Origin of the sequence: Escherichia sp. 93.0816 (assembly GCF_013368855.2) — a bacterium.
Taxonomy (GTDB): domain Bacteria; phylum Pseudomonadota; class Gammaproteobacteria; order Enterobacterales; family Enterobacteriaceae; genus Escherichia; species Escherichia ruysiae.
Map to the genome: position 1 here is coordinate 25,133 of NZ_JABWNC020000015.1, position 15,485 is coordinate 40,617.

Here is a 15,485-nt window from a genome sequence, read left to right on the forward strand (position 1 = left end):
GATAATGTCAGATTAAAAATGAGATAACTGTCACATTTTCTTGCACTTTATTCCAGCCAGTTCATCAGGATTTCCGTAAAAAGAACTGCTATTTGAAACTCCTGAGGATTTGCTGTTGAAACGCCGTCTTATTATTGCTGCTTCTTTGTTCGTTTTTAATTTATCGTCTGGTTTTGCGGCGGAAAATATTCCCTTTTCACCCCAGCCTCCAGAGATTCATGCGGGGTCATGGGTCTTGATGGATTACACAACCGGTCAGATCCTCACGGCGGGTAATGAGCATCAACAACGCAATCCTGCCAGCCTGACTAAGCTGATGACTGGCTATGTTGTTGATCGTGCAATCGATAGCCATCGCATTACGCCAGACGATATTGTCACTGTAGGACGCGATGCGTGGGCGAAAGATAATCCGGTATTTGTCGGGTCTTCACTGATGTTTTTGAAAGCGGGCGATCGCGTATCGGTACGTGATTTAAGCCGTGGTTTAATTGTGGACTCCGGAAATGACGCTTGTGTTGCACTGGCTGATTATATTGCCGGTGGGCAACGGCAGTTTGTCGATATGATGAACAATTATGCTGAGAGGTTGCATCTTCAGGATACGCATTTTGAAACAGTGCATGGTCTGGATGCACCCGGTCAGCACAGTTCGGCCTATGATTTAGCCGTGCTTTCTCGCGCTATCATCCACGGCGAGCCTGAGTTTTATCATATGTACAGCGAAAAAAGCCTCACCTGGAACGGTATCACCCAGCAAAACCGTAACGGATTATTGTGGGATAAAACCATGAATGTTGACGGCCTGAAAACCGGACATACTTCCGGTGCCGGGTTTAATCTCATTGCTTCGGCGGTGGATGGTCAGCGTCGTCTCATTGCGGTGGTGATGGGGGCTGACAGCGCAAAAGGTCGCGAAGAAGAAGCAAGGAAGCTGCTGCGTTGGGGGCAACAGAACTTTACTACGGTGCAAATTTTGCACCGGGGGAAAAAGGTTGGCACAGAACGAATCTGGTATGGCGATAAAGAAAACATCGCTCTGGGAACGGAACAAGAGTTCTGGATGGTGCTGCCAAAAGCGGAGATTCCTAATATCAAAGCAAAATATACCCTTGATGGTAAAGAACTGACCGCGCCAATTAGCGCCCATAAGCGGGTAGGGGAAATTGAACTTTATGACCGCGATAAACAGGTGGCGCACTGGCCGTTGGTCACCCTGGAATCTGTCGGGAAAGGCGGTGTGTTTTCCCGGCTGAGTGATTATTTCGAGCATAAAGCCTGACCTTTCTTACGCCGCAGACTGGCAGGAGTGCGAGTCTGCTCGCATAATCAACACTCATTCCTTGTGGTTTTTATATTACAAAGCATACTGTATATAAAACCAGTATAAGTGGAGGCGTCATGAACTACGAGATTAAGCAGGAAGATAAACGTACCGTTGCAGGTTTCCATCTCGTTGGCCCGTGGGAACAAACGGTAAAGCAAGGTTTTGAGCAGTTGATGATGTGGGTTGATAACAAAAATATTGTTCCGAAGGAGTGGGTGGCGGTCTATTACGATAATCCAGATGAAACACCTGCCGAAAAGTTACGTTGTGACACCGTAGTTTCGGTGGCAGATAATTTCACACTTCCCGAAAACAGTGAGGGCGTCATCCTTACAGAAATTTCGGGTGGTCAGTATGCGGTGGCGGTAGCTCGCGTAGTGGGTGATGATTTTGCGAAACCCTGGTATCAGTTCTTTAACAGCCTCTTGCAGGACAGTGCTTACGAAATGTTACCAAAGCCCTGCTTTGAGGTTTATCTGAACAATGGCGCGCAAGATGGTTATTGGGATATCGAAATGTATGTCGCGGTGCAGCCAAAACGGCGTTGATGAATGACGTCGGGTCAGAGGTTAACCTGATTGCCACGCTGTTTTTCGTTATGTAAAAGAGTAAGATCCGTCTTCAGTTTTCTGACAACCAAACCGGGAACGTCCGCTATTCCCGGTTTGCCGGACAGATTTGTTACATAGCGTTATTGCACCAGGTTTGTCAGATTGCATTATGATCGTTTTTTCCCTCTTTCACGGAGTGCCCGCGTGCGTGCCGATAAGTCCTTAAGCCCGTTCGAAATTCGAGTCTACCGTCATTACCGCATTGTTCATGGTACTCGGGTTGCGCTGGCGTTCTTGCTCACCTTTCTCATCATTCGCCTGTTTACTATCCCGGAAAGCACCTGGCCGTTGGTCACTATGGTAGTGATCATGGGACCAATTTCGTTCTGGGGTAATGTCGTCCCTCGTGCGTTTGAACGTATTGGCGGTACGGTGTTTGGCTCGATTTTAGGTCTTATTGCACTGCGACTGGAGTTAATCTCTTTACCGCTGATGTTAGTCTGGTGCGCGGCTGCCATGTTTCTTTGTGGCTGGCTGGCACTCGGCAAGAAACCGTATCAAGGCTTATTGATTGGTGTGACGCTGGCAATTGTTGTTGGCTCCCCAACAGGTGAAATTGATACGGCATTATGGCGAAGTGGCGATGTGATCCTCGGCTCTTTACTGGCAATGCTGTTTACCGGTATCTGGCCGCAACGGGCGTTCATCCACTGGCGCATTCAACTGGCGAAAAGTCTGACCGAGTATAATCGGGTCTATCAATCTGCATTCTCACCGAACTTACTTGAACGCCCACGTCTGGAAAGCCATCTGCAAAAACTCCTGACCGATGCCGTGAAAATGCGTGGGCTGATTGCGCCTGCCAGCAAAGAAACCCGTATTCCAAAATCGATATATGAAGGTATCCAGACTATTAACCGTAATCTGGTTTGTATGCTGGAGCTGCAAATCAATGCTTACTGGGCCACGCGCCCCAGCCATTTCGTGTTATTGAACGCGCAAAAACTGCGTGATACACAGCATATGATGCAGCAAATAGTGCTGAGCCTTGTTCATGCGCTGTACGAAGGTAATCCGCAGCCGGTTTTTGCCAATACGGAAAAATTGAACGATGCTGTGGAAGAGTTGCGACAGTTGCTCGATAACCACCATGAGCTGAAGGTCGTGGAAACACCGATTTATGGCTATGTGTGGCTGAACATGGAAACGGCACATCAACTTGAGTTGCTATCGAATCTGATTTGCCGGGCCTTGCGCAAATAATTCCTGAACTTCAGAATCATCTTGCAGCTGCTTCGATTCAGCAAGGATAAAGGGTATGATAGTGAAAAGGGATAAAAGCATTGTCATCTGCGGCAGCTATGAGTAATGTTGGCCCTAACGAATAGCGGTTGCTTAAACGAATCCGACTCTCACATTATCAGGGGTATAAAAATGGAAACTACCAAGCCTTCATTCCAGGACGTACTGGAATTTGTTCGTCTGTTCCGCCGTAAGAACAAACTGCAACGTGAAATCCAGGACGTTGAGAAAAAGATCCGTGACAACCAGAAGCGTGTCCTGCTGCTGGACAACCTGAGCGATTACATTAAGCCTGGTATGAGCGTAGAAGCAATCCAGGGCATCATCGCCAGTATGAAAGGTGACTATGAAGATCGCGTTGACGATTACATCATCAAAAATGCAGAGCTTTCCAAAGAACGCCGCGATATCTCTAAAAAGCTGAAAGCTATGGGTGAAATGAAAAACGGCGAAGCAAAGTAATTTCTGCTTTATTTGATGAGGGTTGCCCGGCAACCCTCATTATTCATTGACTCTTTTCTGTGTATCAAAAGTCATCATTCCCATCTGATAACATATCGAAATTAGCGACAGCCTTCTTCTGTATGCAGCAAGGCAAAAAGTTCTGCAACACCGATGTTATTAACCGCACTGGTCACTAACACGTTGCGCGCTCCAGCTTCCCGTAACCAACATTTCACCAAAGATAGTTGTGCCACGCTGGCTAAATCCGCTTTGGTTACTATCCCAATGACCGGGCGATTCATTGACATGGTAAAACCTGGCGAAAAAGGTGACCACGGTGCGTCCGCATTTAGCACCAGCGCGATAATGTCCGCTTCGCAGGCGCTGACCAGCAGTGCGCTGTAAAGGCTGCGGTTTTCGAGGTATTCGCCTGGTGTGTCAATCGTGGCCGGTGACCAGACGATTGCCTGCGTTTTCTGATACTGAAGATCTTCTCCGCGCAGACATTGCGTGAGTGACGTTTTTCCGCACTGACTGGGACCGATAAGCATCATACGTTGCATAACGTCAGGTCCGTGTAATGGGGCAGGCGGTAAAGTGCATCATTTCACCCAGCGTGCGGGTAACCTGATTAAGTGCATATTCGATAGCTGAAACATCACCAGTCAGTACTACGGCACCAGTGAAACGATCAAGAAAACCAATTTCTACTGCTCCTGACTTTGTGGCGATATCGCACGCGATAATAGACGCTTCGCTGGGGGTAATCGTCAGAATGCCAATGGCGGAAACGGTATCTGGTAAACCTAATTTCTTAAACAGCTCCTTCCCTGGATTAGCAATGACATGAGCCAGCGTGACCTGCTTACCAGGGACATATTCCTGAATCATCCGTTCAGTTGTGTGCAGAGTTGTCATTATCCCTCCACCATCTGACGCCACAAGGCTTCATGCGGACGGGCAATTACCGAGCGATAGACCAGCAATCCTTTTTCCCCCGCGCGCTCGCTGGCGACAGAGACCGCATTATTAACATCTGAAATATCGCCAGCAACCACCATGTAGCATTTACCGCCAATACCGAAGGCCATATGCACGCGAACGAGAGTGACATTCGCAGCTTTAACTGCGCAATCGGCTGCGTCAATGCAGGCTGCGACACTCCAGGTTTCGACCACACCGATAGCCTGACGCTGTTCAACATGGTTCAGTCCGCTGATTGCGGGCAGAATGCTGGGATGAATATTAGGGAGGATCAGGCTGTCGACCAGCATTTCACCTGCAAGGGATGCGCCGCTGCTGATGGCCTGTTGCACCGCACCGACATCGCCACCGAGCATCAGCAGAAATTTCCCGGGACATAGCGTTTTGCTGACCAGTAACTCAACATTGGCGCTTTTCAGCATGGCATCGCCGGTTTCCATCCCTTTTGCGATACTGCTAAGTTCTAAAATACCTACCGCTTTCGACATGGTTAACCTCTCACAACCGTAATAGCGTTTTCTGTCACATCGCTGACCGTGCCATTAATACTGGCATGAATGGGAGCACCTAATGTGCCGTGTGGAATTTGGCCTACACATTGCCCACGAACGACGCGATCGCCTTTTTGTACACATGCAATTGCGCTGGCACCGATATGCTGGCGTAACAATAGTGTCACTTTTTCGGGTTGAGGCACCTGTTCAGACAATGGCGCATCCTGATACCACGGGGTTAATCCCAGTCTGGTTACCAGCCGTTTTACTGGGATCAGCCGATAATTTGCCATGACATCCTCAGGATTTAAGGCACCTTCGTAGCGGAGATTTTGGGCGCGTAATTCCTGCTTAAGCAGGCGGTTTATGCGCATCGGCGAAATACCTACCGGACAGGCGACGCTGGCACAGACGTTGCACTCCGAACAGGTGAGAGCTGTCAGTAACAGTTGCGGCGTAGCGAGCTGTTGGTAGTTAACCGCACGTACTAACAAATGTGGCGACAGTTCGTGACCAATTAAATGACGTGGGCAGAGATCGGTACATAAGCGGCATTGCTCACAAACGGTTTTCGCGACGGCAAGTACGCTACGGTCATCCTGCATTCGACGTTGGATGAGTGAATGAGAATTGGGTAAAACCAGCAAGCCGCCAGTGGTTTTGCTGACTGGCGTGTCGAGCGATGTGATCAAACTACCCATCATCGGACCGCCATTGATAAAACCAGGATTATCCACTGTTGCGCCGCCCGCCAGCGCCAGTACTTCGCGTAAAGACATCCCGATGGGCACGGTCACTGTTATTGGTTTAGCCACTGCACCATTAACAGTAAGCGTGCGTCGCGTCACCGGATACTGTTGTTCAACGGCTCTGGCAATATTCAGTACGGTTTGCACATTATTGACCACCACACCGACGCTAACGGGTAACGCAGCGGGAGGAACGCGGCGACCTGTTGCCATCCAGATGGTCAGCACTTCGTCTCCTGCGGGGTAAACGTCGGGCAAAATATGCAGGCGGATATCCGTCGGAAGCAATGATGTGAGTGCGTTTATTGCTGGTTGATACTTCTCTTTCAGCGCGATAATTCCGCTACTGGCTCCGGTGGCTTTCATCGCATAGTGAACACCGCGAAGCAGGCGGCTGGCTTGCTGTGCCATTAACTGTTGATCTACTTTCAACATTGGTTCACATTCCGCCGCATTCACCAGGAAAGTGTCAACCCGCGCCTGCAGCTTAATATGTGTTGGAAAGCCTGCGCCACCAGCACCCACGACGCCTGCTGCCTGTACTCGCTCGCGGATCGTCTGTTCGTCAATGGACATTAACTCGCCGTTCATAACAACTCCTCAAGCAGTTCTGCTATAGCGATGGCATCAGCCGCTCGTGGATTGGTACGCAGTGTGGCATCCGCCAGCGTAGCCCGAACCATATCTGGAATACGTGATGACCATTCTGCTTTTTTTTCTTTCAGTGCATTGGCGAGAGTCGGCATTGAACAGGCTTTTTTTAGCTGTTCAATATGTTGAATGAGTGCATTCAGGCTTGCGGTGTCATTGGCATCGTCAGGGCATAAATGGCACGTTTTCGCCAGCCGGGCATAGCGTTTGGCAGCACGCGGATCGCCAGCATTAAAACGAATAACCGTCGTGAGCAGGAGTGCATTCGCCAGGCCGTGTGGCAGATGAAACTGCCCGCCGAGTTGATGGGCAATTGCATGATTTAACCCAAGCCCAGCCTGACTAAAGGCCATTCCTGCAAGAGTAGATGCATTATGCATTTTGCCGCGAGTAGCAAGACAATCGCCTTTATTCACTGCTGTGGGCAGGTAGTGAAAAACAATTTGCACGGCTTTTTCGGCCAGTGCATCCGTGAAGTCACTGGCACGGGGAGAAACATAAGCTTCAAGGGCATGGGTTAAAACATCCATTCCGGTATTGGCAGTTATCGCGGCTGGCACACTGACGACCAGCGAGGGATCAAGAACCGCTATATCCGGATAAAGCGCATTATCGAAAAGAGGATATTTAATCCCTTTATCGGGATCGCTGATGACACAGGCGCTGGTCACTTCCGAACCGGTGCCGCTGGTGGTGGGAATAGCAACGCAGGTTTCAATCTCAATAGCACACTGGCGACTAAACCAGACAATCGCTTTTGCGGCGTCCAGCGCAGAGCCGCCGCCAAAACCGATAACTACATCCGGGCGTAAAGTCTGCATTTGTGCAATGCCTTTTACCACGGTCTGGATCGTTGGATCGGGCGTTATTTCGCTAAAAATACTGATGCGGTTGCTATCAGGCAGCGACTGACGCAACGTGTCAATCAATGGCGAACCTGCAAGGAAGGCGTCGCAAATAATCCAGATGTGCTTATTGGTGAAACGGCTAAGGACTTTGAGACTTCCCAAACCGCTGTATAAACGCGTCTGCAGTGAAAAAGTATTCATTTCCGTTTCTCTAGCGAATGGAAAAGCCACTGGTTAACACGCAGCGTCGTGAGCGGGCAAAAGTCCGTGCTGACGTTGTTCCTTCTCCGGTCGGTGTAGCAATGGTGAAGGTCGTAAAGCCTTCGCCGCCGACGCCAATACCAGCCCAGGAGGGTCCGTTTTTGACAAAGATTGAGGTTTGCATAACGCGTGCAGCAAGGTTGAGTCGTGAGACGTTCTGCGAGTGCATAATTGCCGTGTGGTGCAAACCGTCTTCAACTTTCAGCGCCAGGGTGAGGGCGCTGTCAAAATCGCTGACTTTCACAATGGGTAGCATAGGCATCAGTTGTTCACAGGTAACCCAGTTATCATCGGCGTCAACAACGGCAATCAGTAATCGTGGCGTTTTCTGCGGTAGAGGAATTCCAGCCGCTTCCAGAAGATGGCATGGACTTTTGCCAACCAGTTTTTTATTGGCGACGCCGTCGGGCAGACAAACGGCGCGCAATTTTTCAGTTTGCTCATGGTTAAGAAGAAGGGCGCCAAAACTTTGCATCTGTTGAATTAAATACTCTGCCACTGACGCCACGACAATCAGGCTTTTTTCAGCGATGCACGGTAGGTTGTAATCAAAAGAAGCGCCGTTGATGATGTCTTCGGCGGCTTTCACAATATCCGCCGTTTCATCGACAATACACGGCGGGTTACCCGCACCGGCACCAATCACTTTCTTGCCACTTTTCATTCCCATAGCGACGATACCCGGACCGCCGGTAATCGCCAGAACGCTGATTTTAGGGTGCGCCATCATCTGTTCGGTGGCTGTAAAGGTTGGTTCAGATACGGTAACGATCAGGTTATGAATGCCACTACAGCGAAACGCGATGTCTTCGATTATGGCAATGAGTTTCAGCGATACGTTTTTGGCTCCCGGATGAGGACTGAAGTAGACGCTATTGCCTGCTGCCAACATGCTGATGCTGTTATTAATGACGGTTTCCGTGGGATTGGTACTCGGCGTGACCGAGCCAATAACACCAAACGGAGAGTATTCAAATAAAACCATGCCTCCATCACCGGTTAGTGCAGTGGTGGTTAAATCTTCAATTCCTGGCGTGTTATCAAGAGCCGCTTTGTTTTTCAGATACTTATCGTCTTTATTTCCCATCCCCGTTTCGCTGGCGCTTTCTTCTGCCAGTTCGGTAAGGCGGGGCGTTAATTCTTCGCGAATGGCGCTGATAATGGCGCTGCGGGTTTTAAGCGGACACTGTTGAAAGCGCAAAAAGGCCTGGTGTGCCGCGCAGACGGCCTCATCGACAGTCTGAAAAACACCATTTCTTTGCACTTGTGACGCACTGAGCATCAGTTGTTCGCGCAGGATATTGCGGATAATCGCTTCTAATTCAGTGGGATTCATAGGTTTGCTCCTGCGTTAATTGCTGCCATTGCGGTTTGGGCAATATCCATGTCTTGTTCAACGCTACCACCGCTGATGCCAAGTCCCCCAAGCAATATCCCGTCACGCCAGAGGGGAAAACCGCCTCCAAAAGTGACGACTTTGCCTTGCATATGGCTTTCGAGTCCGTAAAGTGGCGCTCCGGGTTGTACGGCGTCAGCAAGTTTGTGTGTTGCCGTTTTCATCGCCACGGCGGTCCAGGCTTTTTTCGGTGCCAGCTCACTGCTGACCAGCAGGGCATCGGGCATCCGCCAGGTAACACTTTCTGTCCCGTTGGCATCAACAATGCTGATGACAACGGGAATATGTAGTTCATCCGCGCGTATTGCCGCACTACGAATGAGCTGGTGAAGATCCTGAAAAGTGAGCGACATCGTGCGTTCCTTTAATGCTGGAGTGTGGTTGGCTTCGTGATAACGTTTTGTGATTTCCTGAATCATCAGGTTTTGATGAGCAACGTTGTCTTCCGCGCGGGCGAGGGCATACAAGCAATCGGAAAGTCGGTTGATATAGTGCAACAAAACATTCCGGACGGTGGTTTCCGTTGTCAGTTCAACCAGACGTCTTTCAGCCCGCCGGGCTACCGTGCGGGCGACATGCATACGGCTCGCGGCTTCACAACGACCAGGCAGAATGAAGCTGTGAACTGGAGGGACAGTGTTCATTGCACTATCGACCGCTTTTTCCAGCGCGGCAATGTCTTCTGTACCGATGTAACGCTGCTGTGCTGACGGCTTTTCGCATTCACTGGCGAGTTCGGCGCTAAACCAAAATATTTGTTGCTGAATGGCTTCCAGTAAGATGCGATGGCTTTCGATGGAGGTGGCGCAATAACACAGACTGAGCGTCGCGTTCAGTTCATCCAGCGTGCCATAGGCTTCGACACGTCGATGAGTTTTACTGACACGCTGTCCGGTAAATAGAGACGTACTTCCTGAATCACCTGTTCGGGTATAAATCGCCATCGTTAAAGTCCTTAGCGTGAAAGCGTATCGACAATGCCGACCACTGCCAGATCAATGGCTTCGTTGGGGCCGGAAAAAACATGTCTGGCGCTGGAGCCGTTGCTGAGGAGTACCAGTTCACCAACGCCTGCGCCGACTGAATCAACGGCAACTTCGTCGCCGGTTAACGGTGTGAGAGGCAATTCGCCGTCAGCACTGACCCGACGAACCAACAGCAGTTTTTTCCCGATAAGAGAAGGTGATTTTTGCGTGGATACCACCGCGCCAGTGACTCGAGCCAGATGCATGAGTTACTCCTGCCTGATTAACTGAATGTTTCGGGTAATTGCCGCGTCACGCGCAAGTGCGGTCACACAACATTTCCGCTGTAGTACCAGTATCCCCGCGCATAACGGTGCTACGTCGGCATAACTTAAAAGCCGACCACGATGAAGGTGGATTGGTTTTCCTTGTTCGTCGCACCAGGTTAGCGGTAGACGGGCGAGATTTTTCAACTTGATGGCGTTCAGGAAATGATGCTGCAACGATAATTGAATGTGCATTCCCCATGCTAACGCCTCGTGAAGGTGGATTACTGCCTCGTCTGACGTATTGTTCTCCGCAAGCTGTCGCAACAACGGCAGATCGACGTATCGAATTTGTAACGATGCATACTGATGAACTATCTTGTGAACGCTGGCTTCTCGCAGTTGCGAAACGGTGAGCGTGAGTGTTTTTTCCGCACGTTGTTTCAGGCGAAAAATCACTTCGTCAACAATGCGTTGCATCAGCACATGATTCATGGCAGCGACACCAGCATGGCAAAAACGTCAGGATTATCAGCGCCTGCAGCGTTGGCTTCGTCGGTATCAATATGCATTTCAAGACGCATATCCGGTGAGACGCGAACAGCGACGTTATCAAATATCAGTCGTCGCTCATCACCTTCAATGGCGACCGCCACTTTATCGCCTTGCGTAACGCCATAAATCAGGGCATCGAGCGGAGACATATGAATATGCCGTTGCGCGACAATAACGCCAGAAGCGATTTCTAGTTCTGCAAACGGACTTATCAGACGAATCCCCGGTGTGCCGTTGAGATCGCCAGACATGCGTAGCGGAGCGGTGATCCCCAACGTTCTGGCATCAGTCCGGGAAATTTCCACCTGGCTTGCATTGCGTAGTGGTCCCAACAAACGAACGTTGTGCAATTTGCCTTTTGGTCCCACCAGCGTAACAACTTGTTCAGCAGCGAACTGACCTGGTTGCAATAACGGCTTTTTCTCGCTGATCGGTTGTTCAGGAAAAAGGCGTACATAATCCGCAGTTGAAAGGTGAATATGACGACTGGAAACACCCAGAGGGATAGGGCGCTCGCGCATCTCATCCAGGACCTGGCTCACTGTTTCTTGCAAGGTTTGTTTGTCCATTGTTACTCCTCTCGCTTATCGGAGTGGAGGCAAAGTGAACGTGGCTCACCTTTTTGCCGTTGACACGCCGGATCAAGACACAAATTACAACTGATACTTTCTGAGGTGACTGTTGCTGCTGGTGTTTCGCTTGCTTCAACCCTTACATTCAGTGCTTCTGTTGTGCGGGACAGTATTCCCTCGCCTGGACGGGCAATCACTTTGTGCGCGACAAGGCCATTTCTCTGCCCGGCGAAACTGGCACCCGTCTCGATCGCTGCATTAACTGAGGCGACGTCACCGGTGATTTTAATAAGCGTCCAGCCTGAGCCATTGGTCTTCTCAAGGCCAACCAGCGTGATGGACGCGGCTTTTGCCATAACATCCGCGCAACTGATGGCGAGTGCCAGACCACTGACTTCAAGTAATCCCAGTGATTGCTTCACGCTGTGCTCCTTAGCGAATGGGGTTATGCAGATTTTGGTAAAATGGCCTCAACATCGCTGTGCGGCCGAGGGATGACATGGCAGGACTTCACTTCGCCAACGGCGCTTGCGGCGGCGCTCCCCGCGTCAACGGCGGCTTTTACTGCGCCAACATCGCCGCGCACCATCACTGTGATCAGACCTGAACCAATCTTTTCATAGCCGACCAGTTGTACGTTGGCGGATTTAACCATGGCATCTGCGGCTTCAATCGCGCCGACTAACCCTTTTGTTTCAACCAGTCCCAGTGCGTTATTCATACGGTGTTTCTCCTGTGGATTATGAGTGGTATTCCTTGAAGGGAATCCCTTTGACCAGCCGGGCTGCGTTATTGCCGGTGCTGCGCCGGGCATGGTTATCTTGTTGATGCATCAGCGTAAAGAGCGGTGCTGATGCAGCTAAATTTTTGTAATGCACAATCAGTTTTTCCTGGTCACAGGCTATGCCAACCAACAGGGGAGACTGACGAGCAGCCTGCCAGGCGCTACCGATGATTTCACCTGATGGAATGTGTTGAATGCGAAAGGGAATACCTTCCTCTTCAATGCCAAGAAGCACCTCATTCCATGTACTGATACAGTCACCGATTACTATGACGACAATGGCTGGTGCACGTTCTTTACTTTCCATGAACCGACTCCTTGTGCCAGGAGATGAGTAGCCCGGTAGCTACCGCATTGCGCGGACCCTCGCTACCACGGATATTCCCCCGCCCGGCGACCAGTCGATAATGTGCCAACGCATCGGTGACTAACTGCGGGACTTCAAAATCCAGTGAAGAGCCGCCCACCAGTACGACGAACGGAATGTCGCGAATATTTCCACCAGGACTTACCTGACGTAGTGCGCGCAGGGCATTTGTTACGAAGACTCGCTCTTTTGCACTGCGACGAATGGTTCGCACTTTTTCCAGCGTTATATCACCGGGAATGGGCACCAGTTCGTCGGGTTTCACCACACAAACACGGGCAAATACCTGGGGGGATAGTGGGGTAGGGAAGAACTGAACGCTGCCGTCTTCATGGCGTAAGTGGAACAGGCTTTCTACTTTTGCCAGTGGGTGTTTTTTGATCTCTTCTGCCAGATAGCGATCATTTAAGCCCAGTTCCCTGGCAATAATCATCGTCACCATGTCGCCCGCTCCCGCAAGGTGAGTGGCAATCATTTCCCCTTTTTGATTGATGATGGAGGCATCGGTAGAACCTGCGCCTAAGTCCAGAATTGCCAGGGGACGTGTAGTTCCTGGGGTAGTTAACGCTCCCTGAATGGCTGCCTCTGCTTCTGCGCCTCCGACCTGAACATCAACATGCAGTTTTTGCTTAATTTCGCTGGCAATCATCGCCATTTGCAGACGGTCGGATTTCACCATAGAGGCGATGCCCACTGCCTGTTCCAGTGAAAATTCGCCTGCCAGACCACCGGTTACGCTGACGGGAACTGATGTATCTATCGCCAGCAAATCCTGAATAAAAATTTCGTTGCTGGGTTTATTGGTCAGCTCCGCCATGGTCTGGCGAACATGTTCCAGCATTCCGCCGATGTTGGTGCCCGGTTCGCCCGTCACATTTTCCAGTTTTGGGCATTCACCGACCGCTTTCATAATGGCATCGGCCCCGGCAGCAACATCAACTCGAGTCGTGCGCCCGGCAGAAAGTAATTCGATATTTCCGGCGGGTATCGAACGGGCTTTAACGTCGCCAGAAGGTGTTTTCACGACCACTGCTGAACGGTTGCCGATTAGCGCCCGTGCGACTGGAACAATATTTTTAGTCTCTTCAGCATTGAGGGCGAAAACGGTGGCAATCCCATATGGGTTAGACAGGGTTTCGATAACTTTCCCGGGAACGGCGACTTCAATAGCAGCTAACATGCCGAGCGGAATACGATCGATGTAGAGGACTTCATCAACAATGGGTAAAGGGATTTCCAGTCGGTTACTGACCAGTACGCCATCGTCGCGTTGCAGAATAACGCCTGTCAGCTGATATCCGGCACGCACGGAGGCATTTATCATGGTTGCGATATCGGCAAAATCAAAAGCCGATGACACGACCAGAATGTACGGTGTGTCCGCCGGGCGTGTTAACAACTCTTGCGGAGTGATGGTGAGTCCTACACCCAGCCCCACTCCGCCTGGAGTTTTCGGGTTATGACCGATCATGGTTGATTCAGTGATAATGGTTTCCGTAATGGTTTCCATCGCCACATCGCCAATGACCGGGGTTGCTTCGTTGATACGAATAAGCGAAATATCGCTGACATTGATGCCGACTTTTTTCGTTGCCTGTGCGAGCGCCTCCTGAATGCCATGTACGTTACGCAACGTACCTTTGATTCCGGTGGTTTCTGCCAGGGCGCTGCTCACGAACGACATTTCGCCAGACGCATTGAGCATTGCCAGCGCAACCTCTGTGGATGAGTTGCCGATATCAATGCCTGCTATATATCGCATAGTTCGTCCTTAATCGTTGCCTTTCAGTTTTTTACGCTCGACATAGAGTTCCGCAGCTTCACGGACAAATGCGGCACAAATTTTGGCCTGATAACGACGTTCAAGATCGTCGGCAATGGCAATGAGTTCTTGCTTAGTCGAACGATAAGGGCGTAACGCATTGTAGATTTCGAGGATGCGATCATCCGGCACTGAGGTAAGCTCGGCGGCGCGTTCAAAATTCATCGCCAGGCGATCGCGTCCAGCATCTCTGGCAATCGCGGCCTGAATACGCAACGTTTCCGGGGTTATGCGCATGTCCTGGGCGGTGACTTTATCGCTGAGTACATTTTCCAGAGTGAAATCGTCGAGCGTTTTATTAGTCGCCGTTTTGACCCATTCTGGATGTTTATTTGCCAGCGGGTAATCACTCACTTTGGCGTTCAGTGTTGATGAGTTGGATGGCGCAGAGACAGGAGCTGTATCCTGGAGACTGTTCATTCGGTTCAACACGTCCCTGACCATCGACTCAATTGCATCGGTATTCATGAAGGTTTCCTTTGTTAAAACGTCACGCGCAGTTCTTGCGGTTTTTTGCCAGTGACCACGTACTTAGTCTCTTTGATATGTAAGATGGCGGACTTGGCCTGGTATTTCGGTCGTGCCATTTGATCATTGAGGGTCGGAACAGGTTGTGGAGACTCGCGCTTCGCATAACGTGCGGCGTTTTTGCCAATCTGGCGATACGTTTCCAGCGTCAACAAAGGTGCTTGTGGGAAAAGTTCCAGGTTAGACAAAGGAGGAAGACCTTGCTGGTGGATAACCGTGGTGCCTTTCGACTGAATACCAATAGCAATGCCGGAACCGCTAAGACGATCGCCTTCAACCGCCACGAAGGCGACATCAGACGATTTAAAGCAGCGAATCACACGGGCTTTAATACCTTCTTCTTCGATACCGGCAATCACCTCGCGCAATATGTTTTTATGCGGAATGCCGATAATATTGACGGTCTGCGCCAGACCAAACGCCGGGCCTACAGCGATAATGACTTCATCTTGCTGAGTACCTTGTTGGGCTTCGCCAATTTCGGTCAGAAAACTTTCGCTATCCGGCGCGGAAGAGACCGGTGCGCGAAATGAAACGGACTTATCGCTGGTTTGCATTTCTGCCAGCACATCTTCGATTATCTGACGTAGTAATTTTTCGTTAATTTCCATTTCTCACC

The 15,485-nt window shown here is 50.4% G+C and carries 20 protein-coding genes; 4 read left to right on the plus strand and 16 right to left on the minus strand.

Annotated elements, in window-relative coordinates; genetic code table 11:
- The first annotated feature begins 115 nt into the window (after positions 1–115).
- From dacD to HEM79_RS15590, 4 genes are all read left to right on the plus strand, one after another.
- Positions 116–1,282, plus strand: coding sequence for a serine-type D-Ala-D-Ala carboxypeptidase DacD (gene dacD / locus HEM79_RS15575; RefSeq protein ID WP_176242943.1), 1,167 nt, complete (start codon positions 116–118; stop codon positions 1,280–1,282).
- Positions 1,283–1,401: 119 nt separating this feature from the next.
- Positions 1,402–1,875 (plus strand): DNA gyrase inhibitor SbmC, encoded by a 474-nt coding sequence (sbmC, locus tag HEM79_RS15580; protein ID WP_001105400.1) that lies wholly within the window; start codon positions 1,402–1,404, stop codon positions 1,873–1,875.
- Positions 1,876–2,082: 207 nt separating this feature from the next.
- Positions 2,083–3,141, plus strand: coding sequence for an FUSC family protein (locus HEM79_RS15585; RefSeq protein ID WP_001200874.1), 1,059 nt, complete (start codon positions 2,083–2,085; stop codon positions 3,139–3,141).
- Positions 3,142–3,312: 171 nt separating this feature from the next.
- On the plus strand, positions 3,313–3,642 hold the full coding sequence (locus tag HEM79_RS15590) for a DUF496 family protein (RefSeq protein ID WP_000450409.1): 330 nt from the start codon (positions 3,313–3,315) through the stop codon (positions 3,640–3,642).
- Positions 3,643–3,743: 101 nt separating this feature from the next.
- Here HEM79_RS15590 and pduV read toward each other — a convergent pair whose 3' ends face one another.
- From pduV to HEM79_RS15670, 16 genes are read right to left on the minus strand one after another with little or no spacing between them, the layout of a single operon-like run.
- Positions 3,744–4,187, minus strand: a complete 444-nt coding sequence (pduV, locus tag HEM79_RS15595; protein WP_176242942.1) for a propanediol utilization protein PduV — start codon at positions 4,185–4,187, stop codon at positions 3,744–3,746.
- Between the two features lie 4 nt (positions 4,188–4,191).
- Entirely contained in the window at positions 4,192–4,542 is a 351-nt protein-coding gene (gene pduU, locus HEM79_RS15600; RefSeq protein WP_176242941.1) for a propanediol utilization microcompartment protein PduU, read from the minus strand.
- On the minus strand, positions 4,542–5,096 hold the full coding sequence (gene pduT / locus HEM79_RS15605) for a propanediol utilization microcompartment protein PduT (RefSeq protein WP_000030732.1): 555 nt from the start codon (positions 5,094–5,096) through the stop codon (positions 4,542–4,544). The genes pduU and pduT overlap by 1 nt, the downstream gene beginning before the upstream one ends.
- A 2-nt stretch (positions 5,097–5,098) precedes the next feature.
- A complete protein-coding gene (locus HEM79_RS15610; protein ID WP_176242940.1) occupies positions 5,099–6,442 on the minus strand; it encodes a 4Fe-4S dicluster domain-containing protein in 1,344 nt (447 codons plus the stop codon).
- Complete coding sequence (locus tag HEM79_RS15615) at positions 6,439–7,551, minus strand: 1-propanol dehydrogenase PduQ (RefSeq protein ID WP_176242939.1); 1,113 nt, start codon at positions 7,549–7,551, stop codon at positions 6,439–6,441. Before HEM79_RS15615 ends, HEM79_RS15610 begins: the two co-directional genes overlap by 4 nt.
- Positions 7,552–7,561: 10 nt before the next feature.
- Positions 7,562–8,947 carry a CoA-acylating propionaldehyde dehydrogenase PduP gene (pduP, locus tag HEM79_RS15620; protein WP_176242938.1) on the minus strand — a complete coding sequence of 462 codons (1,386 nt, stop codon included), beginning with the start codon at positions 8,945–8,947 and terminating at the stop codon, positions 7,562–7,564.
- The gene (gene pduO / locus HEM79_RS15625) at positions 8,944–9,951 is read right to left on the minus strand and encodes a two-domain cob(I)yrinic acid a,c-diamide adenosyltransferase PduO (protein WP_176242937.1); all 1,008 of its coding nucleotides are present in this window, start codon (positions 9,949–9,951) and stop codon (positions 8,944–8,946) included. Before pduO ends, pduP begins: the two co-directional genes overlap by 4 nt.
- Before the next feature lie 11 nt (positions 9,952–9,962).
- Positions 9,963–10,238, minus strand: a complete 276-nt coding sequence (gene pduN, locus HEM79_RS15630; RefSeq protein ID WP_176242936.1) for a propanediol utilization microcompartment protein PduN — start codon at positions 10,236–10,238, stop codon at positions 9,963–9,965.
- 3 nt (positions 10,239–10,241) lie between these two features.
- Positions 10,242–10,733, minus strand: coding sequence for a microcompartment protein PduM (gene pduM / locus HEM79_RS15635; protein ID WP_176242935.1), 492 nt, complete (start codon positions 10,731–10,733; stop codon positions 10,242–10,244).
- Positions 10,730–11,362, minus strand: coding sequence for a phosphate propanoyltransferase (locus HEM79_RS15640; RefSeq protein ID WP_000361048.1), 633 nt, complete (start codon positions 11,360–11,362; stop codon positions 10,730–10,732). The genes pduM and HEM79_RS15640 overlap by 4 nt, the downstream gene beginning before the upstream one ends.
- Positions 11,363–11,364: 2 nt before the next feature.
- Positions 11,365–11,814: a BMC domain-containing protein gene (locus tag HEM79_RS15645; RefSeq protein WP_148722809.1), complete on the minus strand. Its 450-nt coding sequence runs from the start codon at positions 11,812–11,814 to the stop codon at positions 11,365–11,367.
- Complete coding sequence (pduJ, locus tag HEM79_RS15650) at positions 11,811–12,086, minus strand: propanediol utilization microcompartment protein PduJ (RefSeq protein ID WP_001057752.1); 276 nt, start codon at positions 12,084–12,086, stop codon at positions 11,811–11,813. The genes HEM79_RS15645 and pduJ overlap by 4 nt, the downstream gene beginning before the upstream one ends.
- Before the next feature lie 19 nt (positions 12,087–12,105).
- A complete protein-coding gene (locus tag HEM79_RS15655) occupies positions 12,106–12,456 on the minus strand; it encodes a glycerol dehydratase reactivase beta/small subunit family protein (protein ID WP_176242934.1) in 351 nt (116 codons plus the stop codon).
- Positions 12,446–14,278: a diol dehydratase reactivase subunit alpha gene (locus HEM79_RS15660; RefSeq protein ID WP_176242933.1), complete on the minus strand. Its 1,833-nt coding sequence runs from the start codon at positions 14,276–14,278 to the stop codon at positions 12,446–12,448. The genes HEM79_RS15655 and HEM79_RS15660 overlap by 11 nt, the downstream gene beginning before the upstream one ends.
- A gap of 9 nt (positions 14,279–14,287) precedes the next feature.
- On the minus strand, positions 14,288–14,806 hold the full coding sequence (gene pduE, locus HEM79_RS15665; RefSeq protein ID WP_021550970.1) for a propanediol dehydratase small subunit PduE: 519 nt from the start codon (positions 14,804–14,806) through the stop codon (positions 14,288–14,290).
- A 14-nt stretch (positions 14,807–14,820) separates the two neighbouring features.
- Entirely contained in the window at positions 14,821–15,477 is a 657-nt protein-coding gene (locus HEM79_RS15670) for a propanediol/glycerol family dehydratase medium subunit (protein WP_000405043.1), read from the minus strand.
- Positions 15,478–15,485: the final 8 nt, after the last annotated feature.

What these genes read in the sequence shown, in the direction of transcription:
- sbmC (WP_001105400.1), top strand. Translation starts at nt 1,402, where the DNA reads ATGAACTACGAGATTAAGCAGGAAGATAAACGTACCGTTGCAGGTTTC.
- HEM79_RS15590 (WP_000450409.1), top strand. Translation starts at nt 3,313, where the DNA reads ATGGAAACTACCAAGCCTTCATTCCAGGACGTACTGGAATTTGTTCGT.
- pduV (WP_176242942.1), bottom strand. Translation starts at nt 4,187, where the DNA reads ATGCAACGTATGATGCTTATCGGTCCCAGTCAGTGCGGAAAAACGTCA.
- pduU (WP_176242941.1), bottom strand. Translation starts at nt 4,542, where the DNA reads ATGACAACTCTGCACACAACTGAACGGATGATTCAGGAATATGTCCCT.
- pduT (WP_000030732.1), bottom strand. Translation starts at nt 5,096, where the DNA reads ATGTCGAAAGCGGTAGGTATTTTAGAACTTAGCAGTATCGCAAAAGGG.
- HEM79_RS15610 (WP_176242940.1), bottom strand. Translation starts at nt 6,442, where the DNA reads ATGAACGGCGAGTTAATGTCCATTGACGAACAGACGATCCGCGAGCGA.
- HEM79_RS15615 (WP_176242939.1), bottom strand. Translation starts at nt 7,551, where the DNA reads ATGAATACTTTTTCACTGCAGACGCGTTTATACAGCGGTTTGGGAAGT.
- pduP (WP_176242938.1), bottom strand. Translation starts at nt 8,947, where the DNA reads ATGAATCCCACTGAATTAGAAGCGATTATCCGCAATATCCTGCGCGAA.
- pduO (WP_176242937.1), bottom strand. Translation starts at nt 9,951, where the DNA reads ATGGCGATTTATACCCGAACAGGTGATTCAGGAAGTACGTCTCTATTT.
- pduN (WP_176242936.1), bottom strand. Translation starts at nt 10,238, where the DNA reads ATGCATCTGGCTCGAGTCACTGGCGCGGTGGTATCCACGCAAAAATCA.
- pduM (WP_176242935.1), bottom strand. Translation starts at nt 10,733, where the DNA reads ATGAATCATGTGCTGATGCAACGCATTGTTGACGAAGTGATTTTTCGC.
- HEM79_RS15640 (WP_000361048.1), bottom strand. Translation starts at nt 11,362, where the DNA reads ATGGACAAACAAACCTTGCAAGAAACAGTGAGCCAGGTCCTGGATGAG.
- pduJ (WP_001057752.1), bottom strand. Translation starts at nt 12,086, where the DNA reads ATGAATAACGCACTGGGACTGGTTGAAACAAAAGGGTTAGTCGGCGCG.
- HEM79_RS15655 (WP_176242934.1), bottom strand. Translation starts at nt 12,456, where the DNA reads ATGGAAAGTAAAGAACGTGCACCAGCCATTGTCGTCATAGTAATCGGT.
- HEM79_RS15660 (WP_176242933.1), bottom strand. Translation starts at nt 14,278, where the DNA reads ATGCGATATATAGCAGGCATTGATATCGGCAACTCATCCACAGAGGTT.
- pduE (WP_021550970.1), bottom strand. Translation starts at nt 14,806, where the DNA reads ATGAATACCGATGCAATTGAGTCGATGGTCAGGGACGTGTTGAACCGA.
- HEM79_RS15670 (WP_000405043.1), bottom strand. Translation starts at nt 15,477, where the DNA reads ATGGAAATTAACGAAAAATTACTACGTCAGATAATCGAAGATGTGCTG.